Source organism: Pedobacter sp. TM02 (genome assembly GCF_059705275.1).
On sequence record NZ_AP046530.1, the window covers coordinates 1,906,336 to 1,930,708 of the forward strand.

The following is a 24,373-nucleotide window of genomic DNA, read 5'->3' on the forward strand; positions in this document are numbered from 1 at the left end:
CTATTTATCGCAATCCTCTTTTGTTCAAGCCAAAGCCACGCTCAAAATTTGATACAAAATATCCAGGCCAGAAAGCTGCAAAGCCTCAACGGCAAATGGAACTACATCATAGATCCTTATGAAAATGGGTTTTATGATTACCGACATGAACCATTTGATCAGTCGGCTTCTGGTACTGGAGGCTTTTACGACGACCGCTTGCCGAAAGACAAATCGGAGCTGTTGGAGTACGATTTCGATCATTCTCCGGCCATGAACATCCCTGGCGACTGGAATTCGCAGGCCGAAAAACTAGAGCTGTACGAGGGTTCGGTTTGGCTAAGGAGAAAATTCGACGCCAAACCGGCAAGCGACAAACGCTATTTTGTGTATTTCGCAGCGGTAAACTATGAGGCCCATGTTTATTTAAACGGCAAGAAACTAGGCATCCATAAGGGTGGATTTACACCTTTCCAGTTCGAAGTGACCGGCAAATTGAAAGATGGTACCAATTCTATTGTGCTGAAAGTGGATAATACCCGTAAGCCCGACGAAATTCCGACCATCAACACCGATTGGTGGAACTACGGAGGCATTACCCGCGACGTGTTTTTGGCCGAATTGCCTAAAACATACGTAGCCGACTATAAAATTCAGTTGCCAAAGGCGAAAGAAAATGTATTGGCAGGTTATGTGCAGCTATCTGACAGTACCCCTGGCCAAAAAGTAACGGTAAATATCGCCGAGTTGAAGATTAGCGCCGTAGTTGTTACCGATGCACAGGGCAGGGCCGAAGTAAAGATTCCCTACAAAAATTTAACCTTATGGTCGCCCGAGAACCCGAAGCTTTATCAGGTAGAGCTCAGCACGGCCGTAGAAAAAATCAGCGATAAAATCGGTTTCAGGCGTATCGAAACCAATGGCAACAATGTATTGCTCAACGGCAAGTCTATTTTCCTGCGTGGCATTTCCCTGCACGATGAAAATCCTTTATTGGCGGGTAGGTTGCGTGGCGAAGGCGATATGCACATGATGCTGCAATGGGCCAAAGAACTCAACTGCAACTACGTGCGCTTGGCCCACTATCCGCATAACGAAGAAATGATCCGTTTGGCCGATGAAATGGGTTTGCTGGTATGGGCCGAAGTACCGGTGTATTGGACCATATCGTGGACCAATCCCGCTACCTATGCCAATGCCAAGCAGCAACTCACCGATTTGATCGTGAGGGATAAAAATCGCGCCAGTGTAATTGTCTGGTCTATAGGCAACGAAACCCCTTTAAGTGAACCTCGACATCAGTTTATGGGCAACCTGGCTACTACCGCCCGTTCGTTAGACGATACCCGTTTGGTAGCCGCCGCCTTGGAGGTGCACCGCGAAGGCAATACCATTATTTTGAATGACCCGCTGGGCGAGAAGATCGATTTGGTAAGCTTTAACGAATATGCGGGCTGGTATTGGGGTGGCACGCCAAAAGAAATCCTACGCTACAACTTCAACATCAAATACAACAAGCCCGTGGTAATTACCGAGTTTGGTGGCGATGCCTTGGCGGGTTTCCATGCCGACGAAGATACCCGTTGGAGCGAGGAATACCAGGAAGCCCTTTACCGCAACCAAGTCGCTTTGCTGGGCAAAATAGATGGCCTAAGAGGAATGACCCCATGGATATTGGCTGATTTCAGGTCGCCAAGAAGGCAACACCCTGTTTACCAAAATTTCTGGAACCGCAAAGGCCTCATTTCAGAAACCGGAAAGAAGAAAAAGGCATTCTATATCCTGAAGTCATTTTACGATCAAATGCAGTTAAAATACCAATAAGATGAGTTTAACCACAAAGACACAAAACATACCAAGTTCGGATGCTGCTAAAACGCCAATCGCAATACGCAATACGCGATACGCAGTATGGCAAACACCTGCTACCTTCAGCCTTCAGCCCTCAACCTTAAAACGCTATACGCTATATGCACTACGCGCTGTACTCAACGCCGACCGCCTCACTGCTTACCTTGTGATCGTTATCGCCCTGCTGGCTATCTCGGCCAAGGCTATGGCGCAAGACAGTCTCGATTTTAAGTTGCAGGTAGAAACCAGAAAGGTGCTGAACAACTCGAAGGATAATGCTTCTTTTACGCCATATAAACCATTTGCTACAAGAACTTTAGCCAGCTTGAGCGGATTTAAAGCTCAAAGTGTAAAAACCGATGTGTACGGTGGCCGCTTAGACCGCAAGGCTAAGGCTACAGGCTTTTATCACGTACAAAAGATAGATGGTCGCTGGTGGGCTGTTGATCCTGCCGGACACCTGTTCTTCCACAATGCGGTAAATGCTGTAAGCATGGGTACTTCTGATCGCAACAAAGCGGCCTTGGCCAAAGAATTCGGCAACGAAAGCCAGTGGATGAACAAAACCCAAAACCTCTTGCACGAAAACGGTTTTAATGGCAGTGGCGCCTGGTCAAACACCAAATTAATTGTGCAGTCTCCGTTGCAAAAGACCAAGCCTTTGGCTTACACCGTCAACCTCGATTTCATGAGTGCCTACGGCGATAAAAGGGGAGGGACCTATCAGGTGCCGGGCCATAAAGCCTATCCAAACAATGTGATTTTTGTGTTTGATCCGGCTTTCGAGGCATTTTGCGACCAGCATGCCAAAAAACTGGCCGAAAACAAGAATGATCCCAACTTGTTTGGCTACTTCTCTGACAACGAAATGCCTTTGGGAATCAAAAACCTGGACGGCTACCTGACCTTAAAGAACCAGGAAGATCCGGGTTATTTGGCAGCCAAAAAATGGATCGACGAGAAAGGCATCAAAGCCGATCAGCTCACCGATGCCAACCGCTTGGAGTTTCTGCAGCTGGTGGCTGATCGCTATTTCGCCATGGTCTCAAAAGCCATCAAAAAATACGACCCCAACCACATGTACCTGGGTTGCAGATTCCATGGTGCGCAAGGCAAATTGGCCGAGCTATGGAAAGCCGCCGGCAAATATGTAGATGCCATTTCCATGAACTATTACAACGCCTGGACGCCAGAACAGCCTCAAATGAGAGACTGGGCCAATTGGTCGGGCAAGCCTTTTTTAATCACCGAGTGGTATGTTAAAGCCGACGATTCGGGCCTGGGCAACACCGCAGGTGCCGGTTGGATAGTTAAAACCCAGCAGGATAGGGGCTTCTTTTACCAGAACTTCGTTTTAGGTTTAATTGAATCGAAGAACTGCGTAGGCTGGCACTGGTTTAAGTACATGGACAACGATCCTACACAAAAAGGCGCAGAACCTTCCAATACCAACGCCAACAAAGGCATTGTCGACAATAACTATCAATTGTACAAGCCTTTAGTCGCTAAAATGAAAGAACTGAATTTTCAAATGTACCCATTGGCCGATTTCTTCGACCGGAAGAAATAGCCAACCAAAAAACCAAATATGACCAAAAAACTATTCGCCGCATTAGTCCTTGCCAGTTTGCTGGGCTGTGCCAATATGGACCACACCACCTTGATGCCCGATCCGGTAACGACGCCACCAAGCAATTCGGTTACCTTAAAGGACATGCCGTTTCCCTTTGGCGCGGCGGTTAACGCATCGTTATTGCGAAGCAATGCTTCCTACAAAGCATTGGTGGTGAAGGAATTTAGCAGTGTCACCGCCGAGAATGCCATGAAATTCGGCACGCTTCACCCGGCAGAGAACACCTACAACTGGACAGATGCCGATGAGATCGTGGCTTTGGCGCAGGCCAACGGCAAACGCATCCATGGCCATACGTTAAACTGGTACAAGTCGTTGCCAACTTGGGTAACCAATTTTCAGGGCGATACACAGGCTTGGGAAAACCTCTTGAAAACGCACATCCAAACCGTGGTTGGCCACTTCAAAGGCAAGGTAGCTTCTTGGGATGTAGTGAACGAAGCCTTTGAAGACGATGGAACTTACCGCAACAGCATTTGGGTGCAAAAACTAGGGACGGATTATATTGCCCGTGCTTTTCAATACGCGCGTCAAGCCGATCCTGATGCACTGCTCTTTTACAACGATTATGGCCACGAATACAGCACAGCCAAGCGCACTGCCATATTAAATTTGGTGACGAGCCTCAAGACCAGAGGCATCCCTATTGATGGTTTAGGATTGCAGATGCATACACGTTATAATCAGACGGATGCAAATATCAGTGCAGCTATTACTTCAGCTGTTGCAACCGGCTTAAAGGTGCATATTTCGGAGCTGGATATCGCGCTAAATCCCGATAATAACCAGTCGCTAACCTACACTGCCAGCTTGGCAGACCAGCAGGCAGCGAAGTATAAGTCTATCGTAAAAATGTACTACGCTATTCCAAAGGCGCAGCAGTTCGGCATTACCATTTGGAATGTAACCGATGGCGACAGCTGGATCCCTGTGGAGTACAACAGACCCGATTGGCCCCTGCCTTTCGACCGCAACTACCAAAGAAAAGCGGCCTACCAAGGTATTTTGGATGGTGTGAAGTAGGACGCTTGCGAAGAACCAATGAATTTTGCCGTACAAATCCCGGTTTGCACAGCAACAAACGTTACTTAATCAAAACCAAATATAACATGAACAAAGTAACCGTTTACACCATGCTATTGGGCGTATCGCTCAGTGCATGTACCAAAGAAAAAGCACCGCTAACCGAACCCGTGCTTGCCAAGCCCAACACAACCATGGCCGGCAACGCAGTAACCGTAAGCGACGTGCTGCAAGAAGTTAATCCCGATATCATTGTTGGGGCGGCCATCAATTCGAACAAGTTTGGCAACACCACCTACACAAACTTGGCGAAACTGCATTACAACAGCATTACGGCAGAAAACGACATGAAAATGAACAGCTTGAATCCAGCCAAGTATACTTGGGATTTCGGTATTTTAGGCAATGGGATTGAAGAAAAGAACGAGAAAGTTCTTAACCTGGCCAAGGATTTTGGCGAAAAGCGCATCCACGGACACGCCTTGGTTTGGCATCGCGCCTTGCCCAATTGGGTAAAAGACGTCGAAACCAATACGCCGGTTGCGGCACGGGCCGATACGCTGAACGCCATCATGAAAAGACATATCGATAAAACGGTAGCCTTTTACAGCAACAATTACAAAGCAGGTAGTCCGGCTTTGCCCTTGCTCACTTCTTGGGACGTCGTAAACGAAGCCTTTTACGATGACGGCACCTTAAGGGGGAACCTTAACTTAGACGCATCGGGCAATGACATTGGCAGCATTTGGAAGCGCTACATGGGCGAAATCTACATCGAAAAAGCTTTCAGGTATGCGCGTTTGGCAGCCAGGGCCAACCAAAACTGGAAACTGAAATTGTTTTACAACGATTATGGCCATGAGTACAGTACCGCCAAGCTCAACGCCATCTACAACAAGGTGATGCAGCTGAAAACAATGACCGAGGGAGGCGATCCGATCATCAATGGGGTGGGGTTACAAATGCACGTGAGGTACAATACGCCTTTGAGCAATATCAAGGCTGCCATCCAAAAGATGAAAGAAACCGGTTTGTATGTACATATTGCCGAGCTGGATATTTCCCTTTTAGGGCCAAGCGAAACCAGCGTACCTGCAGGCGATTTAACCAACCGCCAAAATCTGCAGAAATCTTTGTATTACAACATCGCCAAGGCTTATCAGGAAATTGTTCCGGTAGGGCAGCGCTGGGGCATTACGCTTTGGAACATCGGCGATGCCGATTCGGCTTGGGGCGTGAATGCCGCAGCCACAATTTTCGATACTTCGTATGCCAAGAAGCAGGCTTTTTGGAATTTGAGGGATGGACTCTTGCCTTGATAAAAATTTATGCTTGTAGTGGTAATGATGGGGCACTTCATTTGAAAGAAAACAGATTTACCACTATTTTAGCAAAATTGGCGCGAGCATAATGCTCGTGCTTTTATTGTTAAAATACCTAATCCCTAATTTTTAAACAACAAACCGATGAGGTTTGCTTAATGACCAAACAAATGAATAAATTTTTTAGCCTTTCCGTACTCTGTATTTTCGGGCTTATGCCGCTAACCCAGGCGCAGCAGCGCAAAACCATCGACCAAAGGGTTGATTCTTTAATGAAACTCATGACCTTAACCGAAAAGGTAGGCCAATTAAATCAATACTCGGGCAGGGAAGTAACCGGCCCATCGAGCGACAGAAAAAATTACCTGCTCAACGATATTAAAACGGGCATGGTGGGCTCTATGCTCAACGTAAAAGGGGTAAAAGATACCCGCGAAATCCAGGCCGTTGCCTTGCAGTCGCGTTTAAAAATTCCTTTGCTGTTTAGTTTAGATGTCATCCACGGCTACAAAACCGTGTTTCCGATCCCTTTGGCCGAATCGGCATCATGGGATATGGAGGCCATCAGGGCTACGGCACACGTAGCTGCCGAGGAAGCCGCCGCTTCGGGTATCCACTGGACTTTTGCGCCCATGGTTGATATTGCGCGAGATCCGCGCTGGGGGCGCGTAATGGAAGGTGCTGGCGAAGATACCTACTTGGGTGCTGCCATTGCCAGGGCACGTGTTTTAGGCTTTCAGGGCGAAAAACTCGGTGGCGTTGATGCCATTATGGCCTGTGCCAAACATTTTGCAGCCTACGGCGCCGGAATGGCCGGCAGGGATTACAACCCCGTTGACATGAGCGAGCAACTGCTGAACGAGGTCTACCTGCCTCCGTTTAAAGCAGCAGCCGATGCCAAAGTAGCCACTTTTATGAACTCGTTTAACACCATAAATGGCGTTCCTGCCACCGGAAATGCTTATTTGCAACGCGATATTTTGAAAGGCCAATGGGGCTACAAAGGTTTTGTGGTAAGCGACTGGGGCTCGATTGGGGAAATGATGCCTTGGGGATTTGCCAAAAACCTTAGCGAAGCAGCCGAAAAAGCCATCACCGCAGGCAGCGATATGGACATGGAAAGCGAAGCCTACAAAAAAGAACTGGAGAAACTGGTGAAAAGTGGCAAGGTAGACATCAAATGGGTTGACGATGCCGTTAGAAGAATACTGTATAAAAAGTTCGAATTGGGCTTGTTTGATAACCCTTACAAATTCTCTGACGAAAAACGTGAAGCCAAGGTAATGAACGATCCTAAATACAAGGAAGTAGCCAGGATGGCGGCTCAAAAATCGATTGTGTTGTTGAAAAACGAAGCGAATACCTTGCCTTTGCAAAAAGACGTGAAAAACGTGGCCCTGATCGGACCATTGGTACATGCCAAAAAGGACCAGGCTGGCAGCTGGACCGTTTATGCCGACACAGCTAATATTGTAAGCGTTTACGAAGGATTGAAAAGCAAATTGGGCCATGCCAAATTTACTTATGCCGAAGGAACCTCGATAGACCAAACTAGTACTGCAGGGTTTGATGCAGCTGTTAGCACGGCTAAGAACGCCGATGTAGTGGTGATGGTTTTGGGCGAATCAGGAGACATGAGTGGCGAATCCAAATCGCGCACCGATATTGGTTTGCCTGGTCGCCAGGAAGAGTTGTTCAACGCCGTAAAAGCCACTGGCAAACCGGTAATTGTGGTATTGATGGCTGGTCGTCCGTTGATTTTCAACAGCATTGCCGATAAAGCCGATGCCGTGGTTTATGCCTGGTTTTTGGGCGACCAAGGGGGTAACGCCATCGCCGATGTATTGGTGGGCGATTTCAACCCTTCGGGTAAATTGCCGATCAGCTTTCCAAGAAATGTAGGGCAAATCCCGATTTTCTATAACCACTTGAACACAGGTCGCCCGGTAACCAAACCAACCGATATCCGATACAAATCGGCCTATATCGATTCGCCAAACGATCCACGTTTCGCCTTTGGCTATGGCTTGAGCTATACCACTTTTGCGTACAGCAATTTGAAACTGTCGAAACCAGCCATTCAAAAAGGAGAGACCTTGCAATTAACCTTTACCTTAACCAATACCGGTAAAACAGCAGGCGAAGAAGTGGCGCAGTTGTATATCCAAGACAAGTTTGCTTCCTTAGCCCGGCCGGTTAAGGAATTGAAGGATTTTGTTAAAGTGAAATTGAGCCCAGGCGAAAGCAAGCAGCTGACTTTCACTTTAACGCCAGAGAAATTGGCATTCTTCAAGGAAAAACAAGGCTGGACAACCGAACCCGGCGATTTCAAAGTAATGATCGGCGGTTCGTCTGATAACATTAAGCTGGAGAACAACTTTGAGCTGAAATAGTATTTAATTCTCCTTAACGTTGAGATTTGTCATGCTGAGCAAGCGAAGTATCTATTCTCGAGATAGATTCCTTGTTGCACTCGGAATGACAAATCATGCGCAAGTGTAATCAGCCAACCAGCTAATAAATCAATCAACGAGCCAACGAACCAAATTTACGCTAACGTTTCCGTAACTATTTTCGGCCAATTGTTATTGGTCGATTTTTTAATTCAGTATTATTGGCTATACATTTAAATAGATGAGTACAAACCAACATAAATTACTGCAAACTTGGCGCTGGTATGGACCGAACGACCCGGTGAGCTTGCAGGATGTGAAACAGGCAGGTGCAACAGGAATTGTTACCGCCTTGCACCATATTCCACATGGCGAAGTTTGGCCATTGGAAGACATCAGAGAAAGAAAAGCTATTATTGAAGCCGCTGGTTTGCATTGGGCAGTGGTAGAAAGCGTTCCGGTGCACGAAGCCATTAAAACCCGTAGGCCAGGCGCCGAGAAATACCTCGAAAACTACAATACTTCACTCAGAAACCTGGCTGCCTGTGGCATCAAAACCGTGTGCTACAATTTTATGCCGGTATTGGATTGGACCCGTACGCAATTGGACCTGGAGATGACCGACGGCTCTAAGGCCTTGTATTTCAACTGGACCGATTTAGCCGTATTCGACATTTACATTTTAAAACGCCCAAACGCCGAAGCAGCTTATCCGGCTAACATCTTAACCAAGGCCAAAGCCAGGTTGGATAGCTTAAGCGAAGCCGAATTGGCCGAACTGCGCATCAACGTACTAATGGGTATTCCGAACGAAAAAGAAATCGAATTGGAAACCTTGCGGGCTAGCATCGATGAATACCAAAATATTGGCAGGGAAGGTTTAAAAGCCAATTTGGCCTGGTTCTTAGCGGGGATTGCAGCTACTTGCACCGAAACCGGCATTAAAATGACCATCCATCCCGATGATCCGCCATACCCGATTTTGGGATTGCCACGCATTGCGAGCACCAAAGAAGACCTGGTTAACATTTTGAGAAGCGTTGATCAGCCTTTTAACGGTATCTGTTACTGTACGGGTTCGTTGGGTGCCGGAATGGACAACCAATTGGTCGATATTTTTGAAGCCGTGAAAGAACGCGTGTATTTCTTGCACTTGCGTAACGTAACCAAAGATGAGGAAGGCAATTTTTATGAGGCCGACCACTTGGGCGGCGACGTTAACATGTACGAGGTGATGAAAGCCGTTACGGCAGAAAACGCCAAAAGGGAAGAACCGATGCCATTTAGGCCAGATCATGGACATCAAATGCTGGATGATTTGAATAAAGTAACCAATCCGGGTTATTCGGCCATCGGTCGTTTACGGGGCTTGGCCGAACTACGTGGCCTCGAAATGGGGATTACGGGTAATTATTAGAAGACAGTTTACAGGAAAAATTCCCAAGCCTAGAATCAAGTCGACTCTAGACTTTGGATTTTTTATAGCAACGAATTGCTGTTATTAGATTCAATAGCTGGATTTTTAATCCTGAACCATCAATTCGGAACTCCCATACTGGAACGGATCAACTCCCCTAAAACCTGTATGGAATGCGCTATCTTGGCACTAAACGGATGGCCAAAACTAATGCGGATGTAATTGGTAAAACGTCCGTCGGTGCTGAATACCTGTCCCGGATAAATGCCAATCTGCTGTTTTAAGGCCGTCCTGAAAATTTCGAAGGCATTTACGTCCTTGGGCAGTTCCACCCAAAGCACATAGCCACCAGCCGGCTGGTTTACTTTTACTTCTTCCGGAAAGTAGTCGAATATAGCTTGCAGGTAGCGCAGACATTGCGTGTGCAGGGCTTTTCGCAGGTTGCGCATGTGCAAGTCGAACCTTCCGGTTTCAAAAAACAAGCCTATGGCTGCCTGCGTAGGCGTAGCCGAAGATATGGTGTGCATCAATTTGATGTTGAGTACCTTGTCTTTAAACTTGCCGGGGATGCACCAGCCCACGCGATAGCCTGGTGCCAGCGATTTGGAAACCGATGAGCAGAGCAGTACCAAGCCGTTTTTGTCGTAGCTTTTGCAGGTTCTGGGCCTCGACTTGCCAAAAAACAAGTCGCCATAAATATCATCTTCAATCAGAGGGATTTCTTTGTTGGCCAATAGCGCTACCAATTGTTGCTTGCGCTGGTCGGGCATGACACAGCCCAAGGGATTGGTAAAGTTGGGCGTAAACAGGCAGGCTTTAATGTTTACTTTTTCAATGGCCTGGGCTAAATATTCGATGCTGATCCCGGTTTGCGGATCAGTTGGTATTTCGAGTACTTTTAGCCCCTGGCTTTGCATCACGTTGAAAATTCCAAAATAGGTCGGGCTTTCAATGGCAATCGTATCGCCGGGTTCGGCTACGGCCTTCAGGCAAAAAACGAGTGCTTCCATACAGCCCTGCGTGCTCACGATTTCATCGGCCGTAAACGTGCCTCCCCAGGTGAGCGCATTTTTGGCCACCTGTTGGCGTAAACGCAAATTGCCTTGAATATCCTCATAGTTGATGCAACTGAAAGCGTTTTCGCGGATGGCTTCGGCCATGGTTTTGTTGAGCTTGCTCTCGGGCAACAAAGAAAGGGCTGGTGCGGCCATCGACAGTTGCGAAACTCCCGTTTTATTGATGCTGCCGTAAACCATGGCCAACATTTCGTCTACATTAACATCAAAAGGTTCTTTTTCGCTATGAGGCGCCGTACTTACCAACCTTCCTTTGCGATCGGTAAAACGAACATAGTAACCCGATTTGGGCCTGGCTTCGATCAATCCTTTGTTTTCGAGCTCTACATAAGTTTTAAATGCCGTACTCAGGCTAATGCCGTGGTCTTTGCTCAAAGTGCGTACCGATGGCAGTTTATCGCCGGTTTTGAGTACGCCATCCAAAATGTTCTGTGCTATTTTTCCTGCCAATTGCTGGTAAAGGAAATCGTTGGTTGTTGGGGATGCCGTATGCATATCAAAATCTGTTATGCTCAAAAATATAAAATCTGCATCTGTTTTTATCTGTTTTCTTTCCTGAATTTTGGATTATTAAATCCACTAGAGCTATGAATACTGAAATTATCGAATACGAAACCGCCTTGCAACCCTATTATGAACAGCTGAATATCGATTGGCTCCGAGAATATTTTGTAGTAGAAGAAGCAGACCAATGGATGTTAGAAAACCCAGAAGAAGCCATTTTAAATGACGGAGGCCATATCCTGTTTGCCAAAAGAGGCCAAGAGATCGTAGGTACGGTTGCCCTGAAATTTACGTCGCCTGGCGTTTATGAGCTGGCCAAAATGACGGTAGCCAAAACGGCGAGAGGCTTTGGTTTGGGGTACGTGCTCTGTAATGCGGCTCTGCTCAAAGCCAAACAATTGGGTGCAACCAAAGTAATTTTATACACCAATTCCAAGCTGCAGGATGCTATCCATATTTACAAAAAACTAGGCTTTGTACAGGTTCCAGTAGATAAATTGGAATTTGTGCGCATTGATACGATGATGCAATTAATTTTATGATGAAGTGAATTTTGCTTACATCAAGAGATTTATGCGCCATTTTCAGCTCCGAGCAGGAGCCGTTAGATCTACTTTAAACCGAACTTGGCCTTTGTGGCATAACTGCAGTAGCCATACCGCAAGCTTTAAAGTAAAGGGCGCCGTCGGCGACTTTTCCTCCATTTTAGTCACTCAAATTGCGAAGCATTCTTGAGAACCGATAAAAAGAAATAAACGAACTCGAAAAAATAGAGTGCCATTGCCCGGCAGGAGGGCAGAAAAGGTTGTGGGATGGTCACATTTGTTTTTCATCAAACACAGCCCAAACTTATTGAAATAAAAATGATGAACAGACTCCAAGAAGACCTCCATTACTTAGAAGAAATATTAGAACAGGCTAAATTAACAGGCATAGACTTTTTGGCTCAATTGGAAACGCTATCCACTAGTCACCAGGCTGATGAAGTGAAAGCTAGCAAGGATTTACCCGAAGGCGGTGGGGCCTTAGATGCCCTGCAATTGTTTAAGGCCCATTACCTGCACCTTATTACAGCTTCGAGCGGGCCCAGGTACTGGGGCTTTGTAACGGGTGGAACTACGCCCGCTGCACTTATTGGCGACTGGTTGTGCAGTGTTTTCGATCAAAACCCGCAAAGCGTAACGTTGAATGGCGATATTTCTGCCCACATCGAGCATGAAACCATAAAGCTGATGTGTCGTTTGTTTAGCTTGCCCGAAAGTTTTAACGGCAGTTTTGTGAGCGGAGCTACCTTGTCTAATTTCACAGGTTTGGCTGTGGCTAGGCAATGGGCGGGCGAACAGCTGCAGCATAACATCGCGTCCGATGGCATGTTGCCGGGGATTAAGGTGTTGAGTGCTAATCCGCATTCTTCGGTACTCAAATCGTTGGCCATGCTGGGTTTTGGCCGGAACCAACTGGTGCAGGTTAAAAGCAAGCCCCATACCGAATCGATCGATTTGGACGATTTGGAAAGTCTGTTGGCCATGTACCAGGATTCGCCAATTATTTTAAGCGCCAGCGCCGGCACAGTAAATACTTCAGATTTTGACGATTTACAAGCTATAGCTGAGCTTAAAAGGCAATATAAATTCTGGTTGCACATTGATGCGGCTTTTGGCGGCTTTGCGGCTTGCACACCAAAATATGCCTCTTTGTTGCAAGGCTGGGAAACGGCTGACAGCATTACGATCGATGGCCACAAGTGGATGAATGTGCCTTACGACAGTGCCGTAGCTTTTGTGCGCCATGAACATCAGAATCTGCAGATCCAGACCTTTCAAAATTCCAATGCGCCCTACTTGGGCAATCCGGCCACCAATTTTTCCTTTGCCAGCAATGTGCCCGAAAATTCGAGGCGTTTGCGTGCCTTGCCGGCTTGGTTCAGTTTAATCGCCTATGGCAGGGAAGGGTTTAAAAACATCGTTGAAAATTCGATCCAATTGGCACAACAGTTTGGTGGTTTTATTGCTAAAAGTGAAAATTTCGAACTCTTGGCCCCAGTAAAGCTCAATACCGTTTGCTTTACGCTTAAACACAGAAAAGAACAGGTCGATTTGTATTTAGATACGCTCAACAAGCTCGGTAAGGTTTACCTCACGCCAACGGTATATGCAGGACAGCGTTGCATGCGTGCAGCCTTTGTAAACTGGCGTACCAGCGCAAATGATCTCGAAATTGCGAAAGAATCCATGCAACAAGCCTACAATACTTGTTTTATCTCTTAAAATAAAACCCCGACCATTTGATCGGGGTTTTTCGTTTTATTCTTCTTCAGCTTTGTTTTTCATCGCCGTAAGTAGGGTATAGGCATTGCTCGTTACCAATTTGCCTGCAACCGGCGTTTTGATTTCGGTATAGCCATCGGCCATATAGCCGGTTTGCACTTCTTTGGCGGTAAACTTATTGGTGCCTGTTTCTACAAAAACATATTTTTTGCCTTGCCAATCCACAATGGCGCCATCGGGCAAAGTATTGCTCGAATGGCTTTTCAGCTTGATTTGCGCATTGACAAATGTGCCGGGAATTAGCTTTTGATGATTTCCACGCAGGTGACAATGTACTTCAACCGTTCTGTTTTCATCGAGATTTTGGGTAATCAGCATCACTTCTGCCTCTAACTTTTGGTTCGGATCGCCAACGGTATTGAACGTTACTTTTTGTCCCTTGGCCAAGTTTTTGGCATCGTTTTCAAAAATGTTAAGCGAAAGATGGGTTTCGGCTGGATTGATGATCTCGAACAACACATCGGTAGGTCCAACGTACTTGCCCGGATTAACATTTACCTTGGCCACAAATCCGTTAATGGGCGAGTAGATATTAACCGTTCTCGACATGTTATCTTCGGTAAGCTTGGAGGGCGTTATGCCAATCAGTTTCAGTTTTTCGGCTAACGAATTGACCAATATGCGTTGGGTTTCGAAATCGGATTTGGCCTGTTGCAACACCTTTTGGCTGTTCGATTGTGTAGCGTTCAGCTCTTTTTGTCGGTTATAGTCGGCTGTTGCAAATGCCAGTTTAGATTTGGCTGTGAGGTAGTCTTGTTGCATCTGGATAAAGGATACATCTTCTATAGTGGCCAAAATGGTTCCTTTTTGTACGGCCGAGCCGTTAACCAATCGGCTGCTTTTGATAAATCCGCCCAGGGGAAAGCTGATGGTATGAAGGTTTTCTGGTGGCAGTTCGATGCTGCCGTTCACGTTGAGGGTCGATTCAACCGGGCGTGCTTCCATTTGGCCAAGGGTTAGTTCTGCGTTTTTCCGTTGGGCATCGCTAAGGACAATGGTTTCTTCTGTGGGCGTAACGGCTGTCTTTTTAACTTCGGCTGGTGCGGGTTTGCTGCCACAAGAAGCAAAGAACAAACCTGCAAAAATCAAGGCGATTGTATTTTTCATATTGTTATTTGATGATGATGCCGTTAAGGCGTTCAATTTCTATAAGTGTTTCGTTTAAGTGATTGATCAACTGGTAGTATTGGCTTTTGATCTCAATGGTTTGGTTAATCAAAATGGTCCAATCCAGGTAGTTGATGTCGCCTGCATCGAGCTTGGCACTAGCCGATTTTTCGATTTTAGCAGCATTGGGCAACAGTTGCTGATGATAGCTCACTAAAGTTTCCTGATAAGCCTTTGCTTTGGCCAAAGCCTTTTCCAGCTCGGCATTGTAGTTGAGTTGCAAAGCTTCGAGTTCTTTCTGTTGCTGCTGTACATAAATACCCATGGCTTTAGCTTTGGCATTTTGTGCGCTAAAAAACAGGGGAATGGCAATACCCGCACTAAACGATTGGAAACGATACGAACGATTGTAAAATACCTCCTGACCACCTGGCGTGTTTTGCAAGCCCATAAACGAGGCATTGGCATAGCCCAAGTTAAGCGAAGGCAATAATTTGCTTTTTTCGAGCTTTTGATTCAGCTGGCTTTGCTTTACCATTTCCTGCTGCCATAAAATAGATGGGTTCTGGGCAATAGATGGTGCTAACAATAAGCGCGAATCAATAGGATAGATGAGTACCTTAGCATCCAAGGCTACGGTTTCTTTGCTTTGTACCAGCATTTGCATTCTTTTTTGCAAGCTGGTTTGGTCGGCCAGCAACACCTTGAGCTGGGCAGCAATCTGTAGCCTTTGGTTGGCGGCTGTGGTTTTTTCAATAATATCGGTTTCGCCCAAGCGGTAACGGTTTTCGGCCTTTTCGGCAAAGCGTGCATAAATGCTATCAGCTTTGAGAAGTACCGTTTTTTTCTGGTCGATTACCAAAAGATTAAAATACAGGTTTTTGATCTCGGTCTGCAAATCGAGCAACTGGATGGCCGTTTGTGCTCGCCCAACGTTAAGCATAGAGCGGTTGACATCTTTCTGTCTGCTGTAAACGGTCGGGAATTGAAAACTTTGCGAAACCGTAAACCTGTTGTCGTTAAAGCTGCCATTTAAATGACCTGCCTCGTAAGCCAAATCTGTTTTGGGAATATCTACCGCTGTTGGAATTAAAGCGTTGAGGTAGCTTTCGTTCAATCGGGCGGCATTCATGGTTGGGTAATTGGCCGAAGCCTTTTGCAGCAAATCGTTAAGGCCTACTCGTTCTTGGGCTTTGGCGCTGTTGTTCAGCAGAAACACGCCAAATAAAATAGCCACAACCGGTTTTGGTTTAAAATATTTGAAGCCTTTCTCAAAAAGAATATATAAAACGGGCAATACAAAGAGCGTAAGCAGGGTTGAAATGATCAAGCCGCCGATTACAACGGTGGCCAAAGGTTTTTGTACAGCGCCTCCTGCTCCGGTGCTGATGGCCATCGGAATAAAGCCCAGCGAAGGTACCAGTGCTGTCATCAGGACGGCACGCAGCTTGGTTTTGGTAGCGTGCACCACAATTCGCCGCAAATCGGTCCAGCCTTCCTTTTTAAGGCGGTTAAATTCTGAAACCAACAAAATGCCGTTCAATACTGCTACCCCAAAAAGCGCAATAAAACCTACACCAGCTGAAATGCTGAAAGGCATATCGCGCACCCAAAGCGCAAAAATGCCACCCATGGCCGAGAGCGGGATGGCCGTATAAATCAACAAGCCCTGTTTTACCGAGTTAAAGGCAAAATACAGCAGCAAGAAAATCATGAGCAGGGCTACGGGTACCACAATGGCCAAACGGTCTTTGGCGGCATTCATGTTTTCGAAAGAGCCGCCATAAACCAGGCTATAGCCGGCGGGCAATTTGTGTTGTTTCTCGGCTTTTTGCTGCAGTTCGGCTACAATGGTCTGCACATCGCGCCCGGTAACGTTGAAGCCGATGACGATACGTCTTTTGGTGTTTTCGCGCTGGATTTGGTTTACGCCTTCCACTTCGGTAATTTCGGCCACTTCCGAAATCGGAATCTGATAGCCGTTTCTGGTCGATATCATGAGGTTTCTGATGTCGTCGATGTTCTTTTTGGCTTCTTCGTTAAGCCTCACCACCAAATCAAAACGTTTTTCGCCTTCGTATACCTGTCCGGCGCTCTTTCCGGCAAAAGCGGTATTGACCGTATTGTTGATGTCTTCTACATTCAGTCCGTATTTGGCCAAGGCATCGCGGTTAAATTTGATCACGATTTGAGGCATGCCCGTAACCGTTTCTTCATAAATGTTGATGGCACCCGGTACGGTTTGGATAATCTCGTTTAAGCGATGTGCATAAACAGAAAGACTGTCTAAATCTTCGCCAAAGATCTTGCACACAACATCCTGACGGGCTCCGGTCATCAGCTCGTTAAAGCGCATCTGTACCGGAAACTGAAAGCCCACCGTAATACCCGGAACGGCCGAGAGTTCTTTGGTCATTTTTTCGGAAAGTTCGGGGAAAGAAGTGGCAGAGGTCCATTCTTTTTTGGGTTTGAGGATTACCATCATATCGCCAGCCTCAAAAGGCATCGGGTCGGTTGGTATTTCGGCGCTGCCTATTTTGGTCACCACTTTTTCTACTTCTGGAAACTTCTTCAGCAAAATGCCAGAAGCTTGTTGGGTATATTTAATGGTATTATTCAGGTTACTGCCGGTCAACAAGCGCGTTTCGACGGCAAAATCGCCTTCTTCAATCTGCGGGATAAATTCGCCGCCCAAGCGTCCTAGTACCATAACGGCAACGGCAAACAAGGCCAAAGTAGTTAAGATCATGGTTTTTGGAAATTTCATCAATCGCTTGAGTAAGGGCATGTATCTTCTTTCTAACCAAATGGTTACCTTGTCGGCCAAAGTAGCTTTATGGTTTAGTTTTTTGCTTAGGAAAAGCGCATTCATCATCGGTACATAGGTAATGGACAAGATGAAAGCACCTAGGATGGCAAAGGCAATAGTGAGTGCCATGGGTCTAAACATTTTGCCTTCTATGCCTTCTAATGAAAGAATGGGCAAGTAAACTATCAGGATGATAATTTGACTGAATACCGCAGAATTGATGATGCTACCGGTCGATTTGGAAACCTCTTTGTCCATTTCCTCCTGCGAGATGGAACTGAGTTTTCTAAATTGGTGCGAATGCGAGAAACGGTGCAGCACGGCCTCTACCACGATTACCGAACCATCAACAATCAACCCGAAATCGATAGCGCCCAAACTCATCAGGTTGCCACCCACACCAAACATGTTCATGAGGATGATGGCAAACAGCATGGCCAAGGGAATAACCGATGATACGATGAGCCCAGCACGCAGGTTGCCCAAAAAGAACACCAATACAAAAACCACGATCAATGCACCTTCCAGTAGGTTGGTTTCTACTGTTTCGATGGCGCTGTTTACCATCTTGGTACGGTCTAAAAAGGGCTCTACCACTACGCCTTCGGGCAGGTCTTTCTGTATTTCGGCAATTTTTTTCTTCACACGTTCCACCACTACCGAGCTGTTTTCGCCTTTGAGCATCATTACTACGGCGCCAGCCACTTCGCCTTTGTCGTTATAGGTCATGGCTCCATAGCGGATGGCCGAGCCGAGTTGCACCTTGGCTACGTCTCTTACCAACACAGGCAGGCCATTGTCGAGCGTTTTGACTACAATTTTGCCAATATCTTCCAAACTGGCGGTTAAGCCTTCGCTTCTGATATAGAGTACCGTAGGCCCTTTCTCAATGTAGGCACCACCTGTATTTTGATTGTTTTTTTCAAGGGCGGCAAAAATATCGGCAATGGTAATGTTGTTGGCTTTGAGGTAGCTAGGATTAACGGCAATTTCATATTGTTTGAGCTTGCCGCCAAAGCTCGAAACTTCGGCTACACCTTTGGTACCCATCAATTGCCGACGTACAATCCAGTCTTGAATGGTCCGAAGTTGCATGGCATCATATTTATGCTCATAACCGGCTTTGGGCCTCACTACATACTGGTAAATTTCGCCTAGGCCGGTACTCACGGGCGCCAATTCGGGCGAACCAATGCCCGAAGGCAAGTCGCGTTGTACTTGTTGCAGTCGTTCGGTTACTTGTTGCCTGGCCCAATAGAGGTCGGTATCATCATTAAAAACAATGGTAACCAGCGAGAGGCCAAATCTCGAAAAACTTCTGATTTGTTTAAGGCCCGGGATGTTGCTGCACGATTGTTCTATCGGGAAAGTAATTAATCGTTCAATGTCTGGAGCACCCAAAGAAGGGGATACGGTCAGTACTTGTACCTGGTTGTCGGTGATGTCAGGTACAGCGTCGATAGGGAGTTTTCTCAGTTCGAAAATACCCCATAGCAATAGGGCAAATACGAATAGCCCTATAACCAGCTTGTTCTTTACAGAAAAGCTGATGATTTTGTTCATCATAAAATTAAGTTGTTAAGACGCAGAAAGCGTTGTTTGCATACAGATAATTAATCGGCCTTTGGCCGAAAGCTTAGCATGCAGCAGGACGCGGAGGTCTGAACAGCGATGAATTGATGTTGTCGGGAATAAAGCTGTCGTTAGGCAAAGGATAGTTTTGCGAGTATTTGAATAAAAAAACCGCTGTAACCAGCAAAGGCTTGGCCGGAATGCAAAACGGAAGTACAGCAGGATTGGCCATCTTTTTAAACGGTAGCTTCATGTCTTCCTCGTCGTCCGAGTCGCTGTGGTCGCTACCCCAATAATGCATGGAAAGAAAATCGATAAAAGAAATATCGGGACTTTGTTGGCTGTGGTAGTGAAAATGATGGAAAAGTGCAGGTATTTTGAGCAACTGATGCACTGGCGTGATGTTAAAAGTCACGACCATTATCAGGAGATATGAATAGAGCCTGTTCACAAAGGCAAAAGTATAAAAAATACAAATCCAAAGAAATTTTAAAGTATGATTGACTTTAAATCAACAGTTTTGTTGCATTGCTAGCCAAAGATTAACGGGTTTTGGTAAGGCGTATTGAGGTTGCTAATATCTAATCATTGCTGAGAAGTGCCTGATTTGGTTTGCAGTTCGCAGTTTTCAATTGGCGATTTGGCTTGATGAAAACATAAATCTGGTTAATCTGTGGTTTACCTTCGCTAGTCAAACTACTCAATACCCTTCAGGTAAATTTTCCATAAAAACGTGGTTTCGTAAACATAAAATCACAACTTTGCTTTTGATGAACAGAATACTCCTTACCGAAGATGACCAACGTGTGGCTTCCTTTATTGAAAAAGGGCTAAGAGAAAATCTATACCAGGTTAAAACGGTAGGCAAGGGGCGAGAAGCGATCGACGAAGCCAGCGAAAACAAGTACGATGTCATCATTTTAGACATCATGCTGCCCGATATCAGTGGATTTGAGGTTTGTACTCTGCTGAGGCAACGCAAAAATACCACGCCGATTATTATCCTCAGCGCTTTGGATACACCCGAAGAAAAAGTACGCGGCTTGGAAAGCGGCGCCGATGACTATTTGGCCAAGCCTTTTCTGTTCGATGAGCTGTTGGCGCGCATCAACGCCCAGCTGAGAAGAACCGAGTTCAACAATGGCATTGTCGATTTTCAGCGCTACGGCGGCGTAGAAATCAATGTAAAGGAACAAAGTGCCCAGCGCGACGGCAAGGCGCTCAATTTGTCGCCACGCGAATTTAAACTCCTGGTTTTTCTGATGAAGAACCGTGAAAAGGCCCTTTCACGCATTTCTATTGCACAAGCCGTATGGGACATTAATTTCGATACCACCTCCAATTCGGTAGATGTGTACATCAACTACCTGCGCAACAAAATAGACAAGGATTTTGAACAGCCGCTGATCCATACCATCAAGGGTACTGGATATATGTTTAAATTGAAAATGCCATGACCTTAAGAAATAAGCTCATCATTCTTTCGACCCTGCTTTTTGCCTTTGCCTTAGGATTGGTGTTTTTAGGCACTTTTTTATTGTTTAAACAACATACACGCGAACTTTACTTTAAAAAATTGCTCGAGCGCGCCAATACAGCTGCTTATTTCTATTTTGAGAAAGACGAAGTAAACGACAAAAAATACCGAAGCATCGAGGCTCAGTACAGGCGCATCTATAACGAATCGATCCGTGTATATCATGCCGACGATAAAAGCTTGTTTATTGACGATAAACTTAATTTGAGGCTTTCTGCCGAAATGCTCGACAAAATAGTGGCCGAAGGCAGCCTTACTTTTAAGCTAGGCGATAAGCAATTGGCAGGCTTGTATTATAAAGACAACCAAGGCAATTTCATCATTGTTGTTTCCGGAACAGATAATGCCGGAAATACGCAATTAGATGCCTTGAAAAAAATGCTGGTTTTCTTTTACCTGCTTGGTGCGCTCATCCATTTTCTGTTGGCCGGTTTTTTGGCCAAAAGAACATTCAGGCCTTTCGCCACGCTGATCAAAAAGGTAAATTCAATGACCACTGATAACCTCCATTCGCGTTTAGAGGTGCCAAGCGGTCACAAAGATGAAATCAAAGAACTGATCATTACCTTCAACTATTTTTTGGCTCGTTTAGAAAACGGCGTGCAAACCCAGAAGAATTTCTTGAAAAATGCTTCACACGAACTTAAAACGCCATTAACCGCCATGATGGGCGATATCGAAGTAACCCTTAATCAGCCCCGCAGCCCCGCAGAATACGAGGCTTTGCTGGCTTCGCTCAAAAACGATACGGTACACCTCAAGTCTATTTTAGATAGCCTGCTGATCCTCTCTGGCTTAGAAATGTCGGGCGAGCAAAAAATGACCGAGGTGCGCATTGACGAAGTTTTGTGGAACGTATTAGAGAAAAAAGCCATCGAATACCCACATGCACAGGTTTCGGTCGATGTACAAATACCACCTTTGCAAGAACAGCTCTTGACGATAAGAGCCAATAGGGAACTGCTTTACATCGCTTTATCGAACCTCTTGGACAATGCGATCAAATTTTCGGAACCGCCAAAGGTAAATGTGCTGATTTCGATAATGAATGGACAATTGCAAGTGTCTATTAGCGATAACGGCCCCGGCATTCCCCTAAATGATAGAGTAGCGGTTTTCGAACTGTTCTATCGCAGCAACCAAACCCGTCATATCAAAGGGCAGGGTATCGGTTTGTACATTACCAAACAGATTTTGCAATTACATGGCATCGAAGCACAACTGCTTTCCGAACTAGAACAGGGCACTTGTGTTACGCTTGTTTTCCATTAGTATAACGTACTGAGTATAGCGTATTGCGTACGGGGTATAGCGATAGATTTTCGTCAGCAGTTATACAATTGAACAATTAGCGCAATACGCTCTACACAATACCCTTCTAATCATTTTCTAATCTAGCCAAAACCAATCTCTAATGATGGGAATCTAATTTTGGGCCATTCGCATTTTACGCGATAAACAAGATGAGAAGAAACTACCTCAAAGTAGCCATTATTTTAGCCTTAAGCCTATTGCACCAGCTTTGTTGGGCACAAGACAGTTTGCGCTTAACCTTGCCCGAAGCCGAAAAGATCTTTTTGCAACAGAACCTTTCGCTTTTGGCTCAACGCTACCATATCGATATGGCCAAGGCGCAGGTGATCCAAGCTAGGCTGTATAATAACCCCAACATCCAGTTCGAAGGCAATATTTATAATCCACAGCTCAAAAAAGCCTTTAACATAGGCAGTCCCTATGGGCAATACACAGTAGAGGTTACCCAGCTGATTAACTTGGCCGGTAAGAGAAACAAGCAGGTTAAAATGGCACAAACCAATGTGGTTTTAGAAGAAAGCCGTTTTTTCGATCTGTTGCGTACGCTACAATTTACCTTGCGCAGCAATTTTTACCAGCTCTACTTTTTGCAGCAAGCTATCAATGGCTATGCCTTGCAGGTTTCGTACCTCGAAAAGCTGAATACCGCACACCAAGAATTGTTGGCCAAGGGAATGGTGACCTTAAAAGATGCTGTTCGCATCAAATCGTTGCTGTACACCTTGAAGGCCGAACAAACCTCTTTGCAAAACCAGGTGAACGAAATCAATGCAGAACTCCAGTTGCTTTTGCAAAACAGGGCTCCATTGATACCTGTGGTTAAGCAACTCCATATAGCCGACGAACTGAAACGCTATTCTTTGGCCAGTTTATTAGATACTGCCACCGCCAATCGCTACGATTTGAAGGAAGCCCGGCAAAACCTGGTTTACAGTCAGCAAAACTATGCCCTGCAAAAAGCCTTGGCTGTTCCAGATGTGACCTTGGGTGCACAGTTCGATAAAAGGGGGAGTTTTGTAGACAATGCTACCTTTTTTACAGTGGGTATCGACCTGCCGTTCTTTAACCGCAACCAGGGAAATATCAAATCGGCGAAGTTTAATATCGACCAGTCAAAAGTAGTGTTGCAGCTGCAAAACGAAACCCTGCGCAAAGAGGTGCAATCGGCTTACCTCAAAGCCATCAATACCAGCCAGATGCTCCAGTCATTCGATCCTGGATTTGTACAGGAGCTTCAAAAACTGCTCGTTTCCGTTGCCAATGGTTTTCAGCGCAAAGACCTGAGCCTATTGGAGTTTACCGATTTCTACGAAAGCTATAAAGATAACCTCGTCCAGTTTTACCAGTTGCAGAACGAACATATGCAGGCTATTGAAACCTTGCAATTCGCCGTGGGCAAAACCATTTTCAATTATTGATACAGATGAAGAAATTTCCATTCTATGTGATGGCCCTGCTGGCAAGCAGCTTTTTTGCAGCCTGTGCCGACAAGCCTACCGAAGCACCTCAATCGGACGAGCTGTCGCCCGATAGTTTGATCAAAAACGTACAAACCGTACCGGTAAAGCTCGAAGACGAAAACGGTATCATCAAGCTCAATGGCAAAGTACAGGCCAACGAAGCGCATCAGGCCAAGGTATTTGCCTTGGTGAGTGGCAAGGTACAGTCGCTAAAAGTAGAATTGGGCGATTTTGTGCACAAGGGGCAAGTCCTCGCCCTGCTGAACAGTACCGAAGTGGCGGGCATTGCAAACGATTTGGCCAATGCCGAAGCCAATGCCATACTAGCCGAAAAAACACTGGCCACTACCAAATCGTTATACGAGGGCAACCTGGCTACCGAACAAGACTACCTCGGTGCCAAGGTAAATTACAATAAATCGATTGCCGATCTGCAAAAAGCCAAACAAATAGCCTCTATTTCGGGAGGAAACCAATCGCAGTACCTCATCAAGGCACCAATTAGCGGTTATGTCATCGAAAAAAACATCACCAACAACTCGGCCATTCGCCCCGACAACAATGCAGATCTCTTTGTCATTGCCGACTTGTCTGATGTATGGATTATGGCCAATGTATACGAAGCGGATATGAATAGCGTGCATTTGGGCGACGAGGTAAAGGTAAGCACGCTGGCCAATCCCGAAAAAAGCTATACCGGCAAAATAGACAAAATCTACAATGTGCTCGATGCTAGTACCCGTACCATGAAAGTGCGCATCAGCATGAATAACGCCAACAACGAATTTAAGCCCGAAATGTTCGCTAAGGTAAGAGTAGACCGTAAGGTAACCCAAAAGGCATTGACCATTCCGGCACAGGCCATGGTGATGGATAACGGCAAAAACTATGTGGTTGTGAAAAAGAACAACAAACTCAGCGTACAAGCTATTCAGGTGATGAGCCGCTTTGAGGATAAAGCCTATGTTACAGGTCTTGCCCTTGGCGACGAAGTGGTAACCAGTTCGCAATTATTCTTGTATCAGGCATTGACCAATAATTAATACCAA

At 45.9% G+C, this 24,373-nt stretch carries 16 protein-coding genes; 12 read left to right on the forward strand and 4 right to left on the reverse strand.

Features of this window, described 5'->3' with window-relative positions; all coding sequences use genetic code 11:
• Window positions 1–48: 48 nt before the first annotated feature.
• The 6 genes from AC6H1S_RS07965 to uxuA all read left to right on the forward strand — a co-directional run bounded on the left by AC6H1S_RS07965 (window position 49) and on the right by uxuA (window position 9,618).
• A complete protein-coding gene (locus tag AC6H1S_RS07965; RefSeq protein ID WP_497565797.1) occupies window positions 49–1,803 on the forward strand; it encodes a glycoside hydrolase family 2 protein in 1,755 nt (584 codons plus the stop codon).
• 1 nt (window position 1,804) lies between these two features.
• On the forward strand, window positions 1,805–3,400 hold the full coding sequence (locus AC6H1S_RS07970; RefSeq protein ID WP_497565798.1) for a hypothetical protein: 1,596 nt from the start codon (window positions 1,805–1,807) through the stop codon (window positions 3,398–3,400).
• A gap of 18 nt (window positions 3,401–3,418) precedes the next feature.
• Entirely contained in the window at window positions 3,419–4,486 is a 1,068-nt protein-coding gene (locus AC6H1S_RS07975; RefSeq protein ID WP_497565799.1) for an endo-1,4-beta-xylanase, read from the forward strand.
• 86 nt (window positions 4,487–4,572) lie between these two features.
• Window positions 4,573–5,805 (forward strand): endo-1,4-beta-xylanase, encoded by a 1,233-nt coding sequence (locus tag AC6H1S_RS07980; RefSeq protein ID WP_497565800.1) that lies wholly within the window; start codon window positions 4,573–4,575, stop codon window positions 5,803–5,805.
• A 173-nt stretch (window positions 5,806–5,978) separates the two neighbouring features.
• Complete coding sequence (bglX, locus tag AC6H1S_RS07985) at window positions 5,979–8,201, forward strand: beta-glucosidase BglX (protein WP_497565801.1); 2,223 nt, start codon at window positions 5,979–5,981, stop codon at window positions 8,199–8,201.
• A 241-nt stretch (window positions 8,202–8,442) separates the two neighbouring features.
• Entirely contained in the window at window positions 8,443–9,618 is a 1,176-nt protein-coding gene (uxuA, locus tag AC6H1S_RS07990; protein ID WP_497565802.1) for a mannonate dehydratase, read from the forward strand.
• A 119-nt stretch (window positions 9,619–9,737) separates the two neighbouring features.
• Here the strand turns inward: uxuA and AC6H1S_RS07995 are convergent, their stop codons facing one another.
• Window positions 9,738–11,189, reverse strand: a complete 1,452-nt coding sequence (locus AC6H1S_RS07995) for an aminotransferase-like domain-containing protein (protein WP_497565803.1) — start codon at window positions 11,187–11,189, stop codon at window positions 9,738–9,740.
• 92 nt (window positions 11,190–11,281) lie between these two features.
• Between AC6H1S_RS07995 and AC6H1S_RS08000 the strand changes: the two genes are divergently transcribed.
• On the forward strand, window positions 11,282–11,740 hold the full coding sequence (locus AC6H1S_RS08000; protein WP_497565804.1) for a GNAT family N-acetyltransferase: 459 nt from the start codon (window positions 11,282–11,284) through the stop codon (window positions 11,738–11,740).
• 321 nt (window positions 11,741–12,061) lie between these two features.
• Window positions 12,062–13,465 carry a pyridoxal phosphate-dependent decarboxylase family protein gene (locus AC6H1S_RS08005; protein ID WP_497565805.1) on the forward strand — a complete coding sequence of 468 codons (1,404 nt, stop codon included), beginning with the start codon at window positions 12,062–12,064 and terminating at the stop codon, window positions 13,463–13,465.
• Between the two features lie 36 nt (window positions 13,466–13,501).
• Here the strand turns inward: AC6H1S_RS08005 and AC6H1S_RS08010 are convergent, their stop codons facing one another.
• The 3 genes from AC6H1S_RS08010 to AC6H1S_RS08020 all read right to left on the reverse strand — a co-directional run bounded on the left by AC6H1S_RS08010 (window position 13,502) and on the right by AC6H1S_RS08020 (window position 19,434).
• Window positions 13,502–14,632 (reverse strand): efflux RND transporter periplasmic adaptor subunit, encoded by a 1,131-nt coding sequence (locus AC6H1S_RS08010; RefSeq protein ID WP_497565806.1) that lies wholly within the window; start codon window positions 14,630–14,632, stop codon window positions 13,502–13,504.
• A gap of 4 nt (window positions 14,633–14,636) precedes the next feature.
• Window positions 14,637–19,007, reverse strand: coding sequence for a CusA/CzcA family heavy metal efflux RND transporter (locus tag AC6H1S_RS08015; protein WP_497565807.1), 4,371 nt, complete (start codon window positions 19,005–19,007; stop codon window positions 14,637–14,639).
• 70 nt (window positions 19,008–19,077) lie between these two features.
• Complete coding sequence (locus AC6H1S_RS08020) at window positions 19,078–19,434, reverse strand: hypothetical protein (RefSeq protein ID WP_497565808.1); 357 nt, start codon at window positions 19,432–19,434, stop codon at window positions 19,078–19,080.
• A 349-nt stretch (window positions 19,435–19,783) separates the two neighbouring features.
• Between AC6H1S_RS08020 and AC6H1S_RS08025 the strand changes: the two genes are divergently transcribed.
• The 4 genes from AC6H1S_RS08025 to AC6H1S_RS08040 all read left to right on the forward strand — a co-directional run bounded on the left by AC6H1S_RS08025 (window position 19,784) and on the right by AC6H1S_RS08040 (window position 24,367).
• Window positions 19,784–20,470, forward strand: a complete 687-nt coding sequence (locus AC6H1S_RS08025; RefSeq protein ID WP_497565809.1) for a response regulator transcription factor — start codon at window positions 19,784–19,786, stop codon at window positions 20,468–20,470.
• Complete coding sequence (locus AC6H1S_RS08030) at window positions 20,467–21,822, forward strand: ATP-binding protein (RefSeq protein ID WP_497565810.1); 1,356 nt, start codon at window positions 20,467–20,469, stop codon at window positions 21,820–21,822. Before AC6H1S_RS08025 ends, AC6H1S_RS08030 begins: the two co-directional genes overlap by 4 nt.
• Window positions 21,823–22,013: 191 nt before the next feature.
• Window positions 22,014–23,282, forward strand: a complete 1,269-nt coding sequence (locus AC6H1S_RS08035; protein ID WP_497565811.1) for a TolC family protein — start codon at window positions 22,014–22,016, stop codon at window positions 23,280–23,282.
• Between the two features lie 5 nt (window positions 23,283–23,287).
• Window positions 23,288–24,367, forward strand: coding sequence for an efflux RND transporter periplasmic adaptor subunit (locus AC6H1S_RS08040; protein WP_497565812.1), 1,080 nt, complete (start codon window positions 23,288–23,290; stop codon window positions 24,365–24,367).
• Window positions 24,368–24,373 lie beyond the last annotated feature (6 nt).

What these genes read in the sequence shown, in the direction of transcription:
- AC6H1S_RS07995 (WP_497565803.1), bottom strand. Translation starts at nt 11,189, where the DNA reads ATGCATACGGCATCCCCAACAACCAACGATTTCCTTTACCAGCAATTG.
- AC6H1S_RS08040 (WP_497565812.1), top strand. Translation starts at nt 23,288, where the DNA reads ATGAAGAAATTTCCATTCTATGTGATGGCCCTGCTGGCAAGCAGCTTT.
- uxuA (WP_497565802.1), top strand. Translation starts at nt 8,443, where the DNA reads ATGAGTACAAACCAACATAAATTACTGCAAACTTGGCGCTGGTATGGA.
- bglX (WP_497565801.1), top strand. Translation starts at nt 5,979, where the DNA reads ATGAATAAATTTTTTAGCCTTTCCGTACTCTGTATTTTCGGGCTTATG.
- AC6H1S_RS07980 (WP_497565800.1), top strand. Translation starts at nt 4,573, where the DNA reads ATGAACAAAGTAACCGTTTACACCATGCTATTGGGCGTATCGCTCAGT.
- AC6H1S_RS08025 (WP_497565809.1), top strand. Translation starts at nt 19,784, where the DNA reads ATGAACAGAATACTCCTTACCGAAGATGACCAACGTGTGGCTTCCTTT.
- AC6H1S_RS08000 (WP_497565804.1), top strand. Translation starts at nt 11,282, where the DNA reads ATGAATACTGAAATTATCGAATACGAAACCGCCTTGCAACCCTATTAT.
- AC6H1S_RS08005 (WP_497565805.1), top strand. Translation starts at nt 12,062, where the DNA reads ATGATGAACAGACTCCAAGAAGACCTCCATTACTTAGAAGAAATATTA.
- AC6H1S_RS08030 (WP_497565810.1), top strand. Translation starts at nt 20,467, where the DNA reads ATGACCTTAAGAAATAAGCTCATCATTCTTTCGACCCTGCTTTTTGCC.
- AC6H1S_RS08020 (WP_497565808.1), bottom strand. Translation starts at nt 19,434, where the DNA reads ATGGTCGTGACTTTTAACATCACGCCAGTGCATCAGTTGCTCAAAATA.
- AC6H1S_RS08015 (WP_497565807.1), bottom strand. Translation starts at nt 19,007, where the DNA reads ATGATGAACAAAATCATCAGCTTTTCTGTAAAGAACAAGCTGGTTATA.
- AC6H1S_RS07970 (WP_497565798.1), top strand. Translation starts at nt 1,805, where the DNA reads ATGAGTTTAACCACAAAGACACAAAACATACCAAGTTCGGATGCTGCT.
- AC6H1S_RS08010 (WP_497565806.1), bottom strand. Translation starts at nt 14,632, where the DNA reads ATGAAAAATACAATCGCCTTGATTTTTGCAGGTTTGTTCTTTGCTTCT.
- AC6H1S_RS08035 (WP_497565811.1), top strand. Translation starts at nt 22,014, where the DNA reads ATGAGAAGAAACTACCTCAAAGTAGCCATTATTTTAGCCTTAAGCCTA.
- AC6H1S_RS07975 (WP_497565799.1), top strand. Translation starts at nt 3,419, where the DNA reads ATGACCAAAAAACTATTCGCCGCATTAGTCCTTGCCAGTTTGCTGGGC.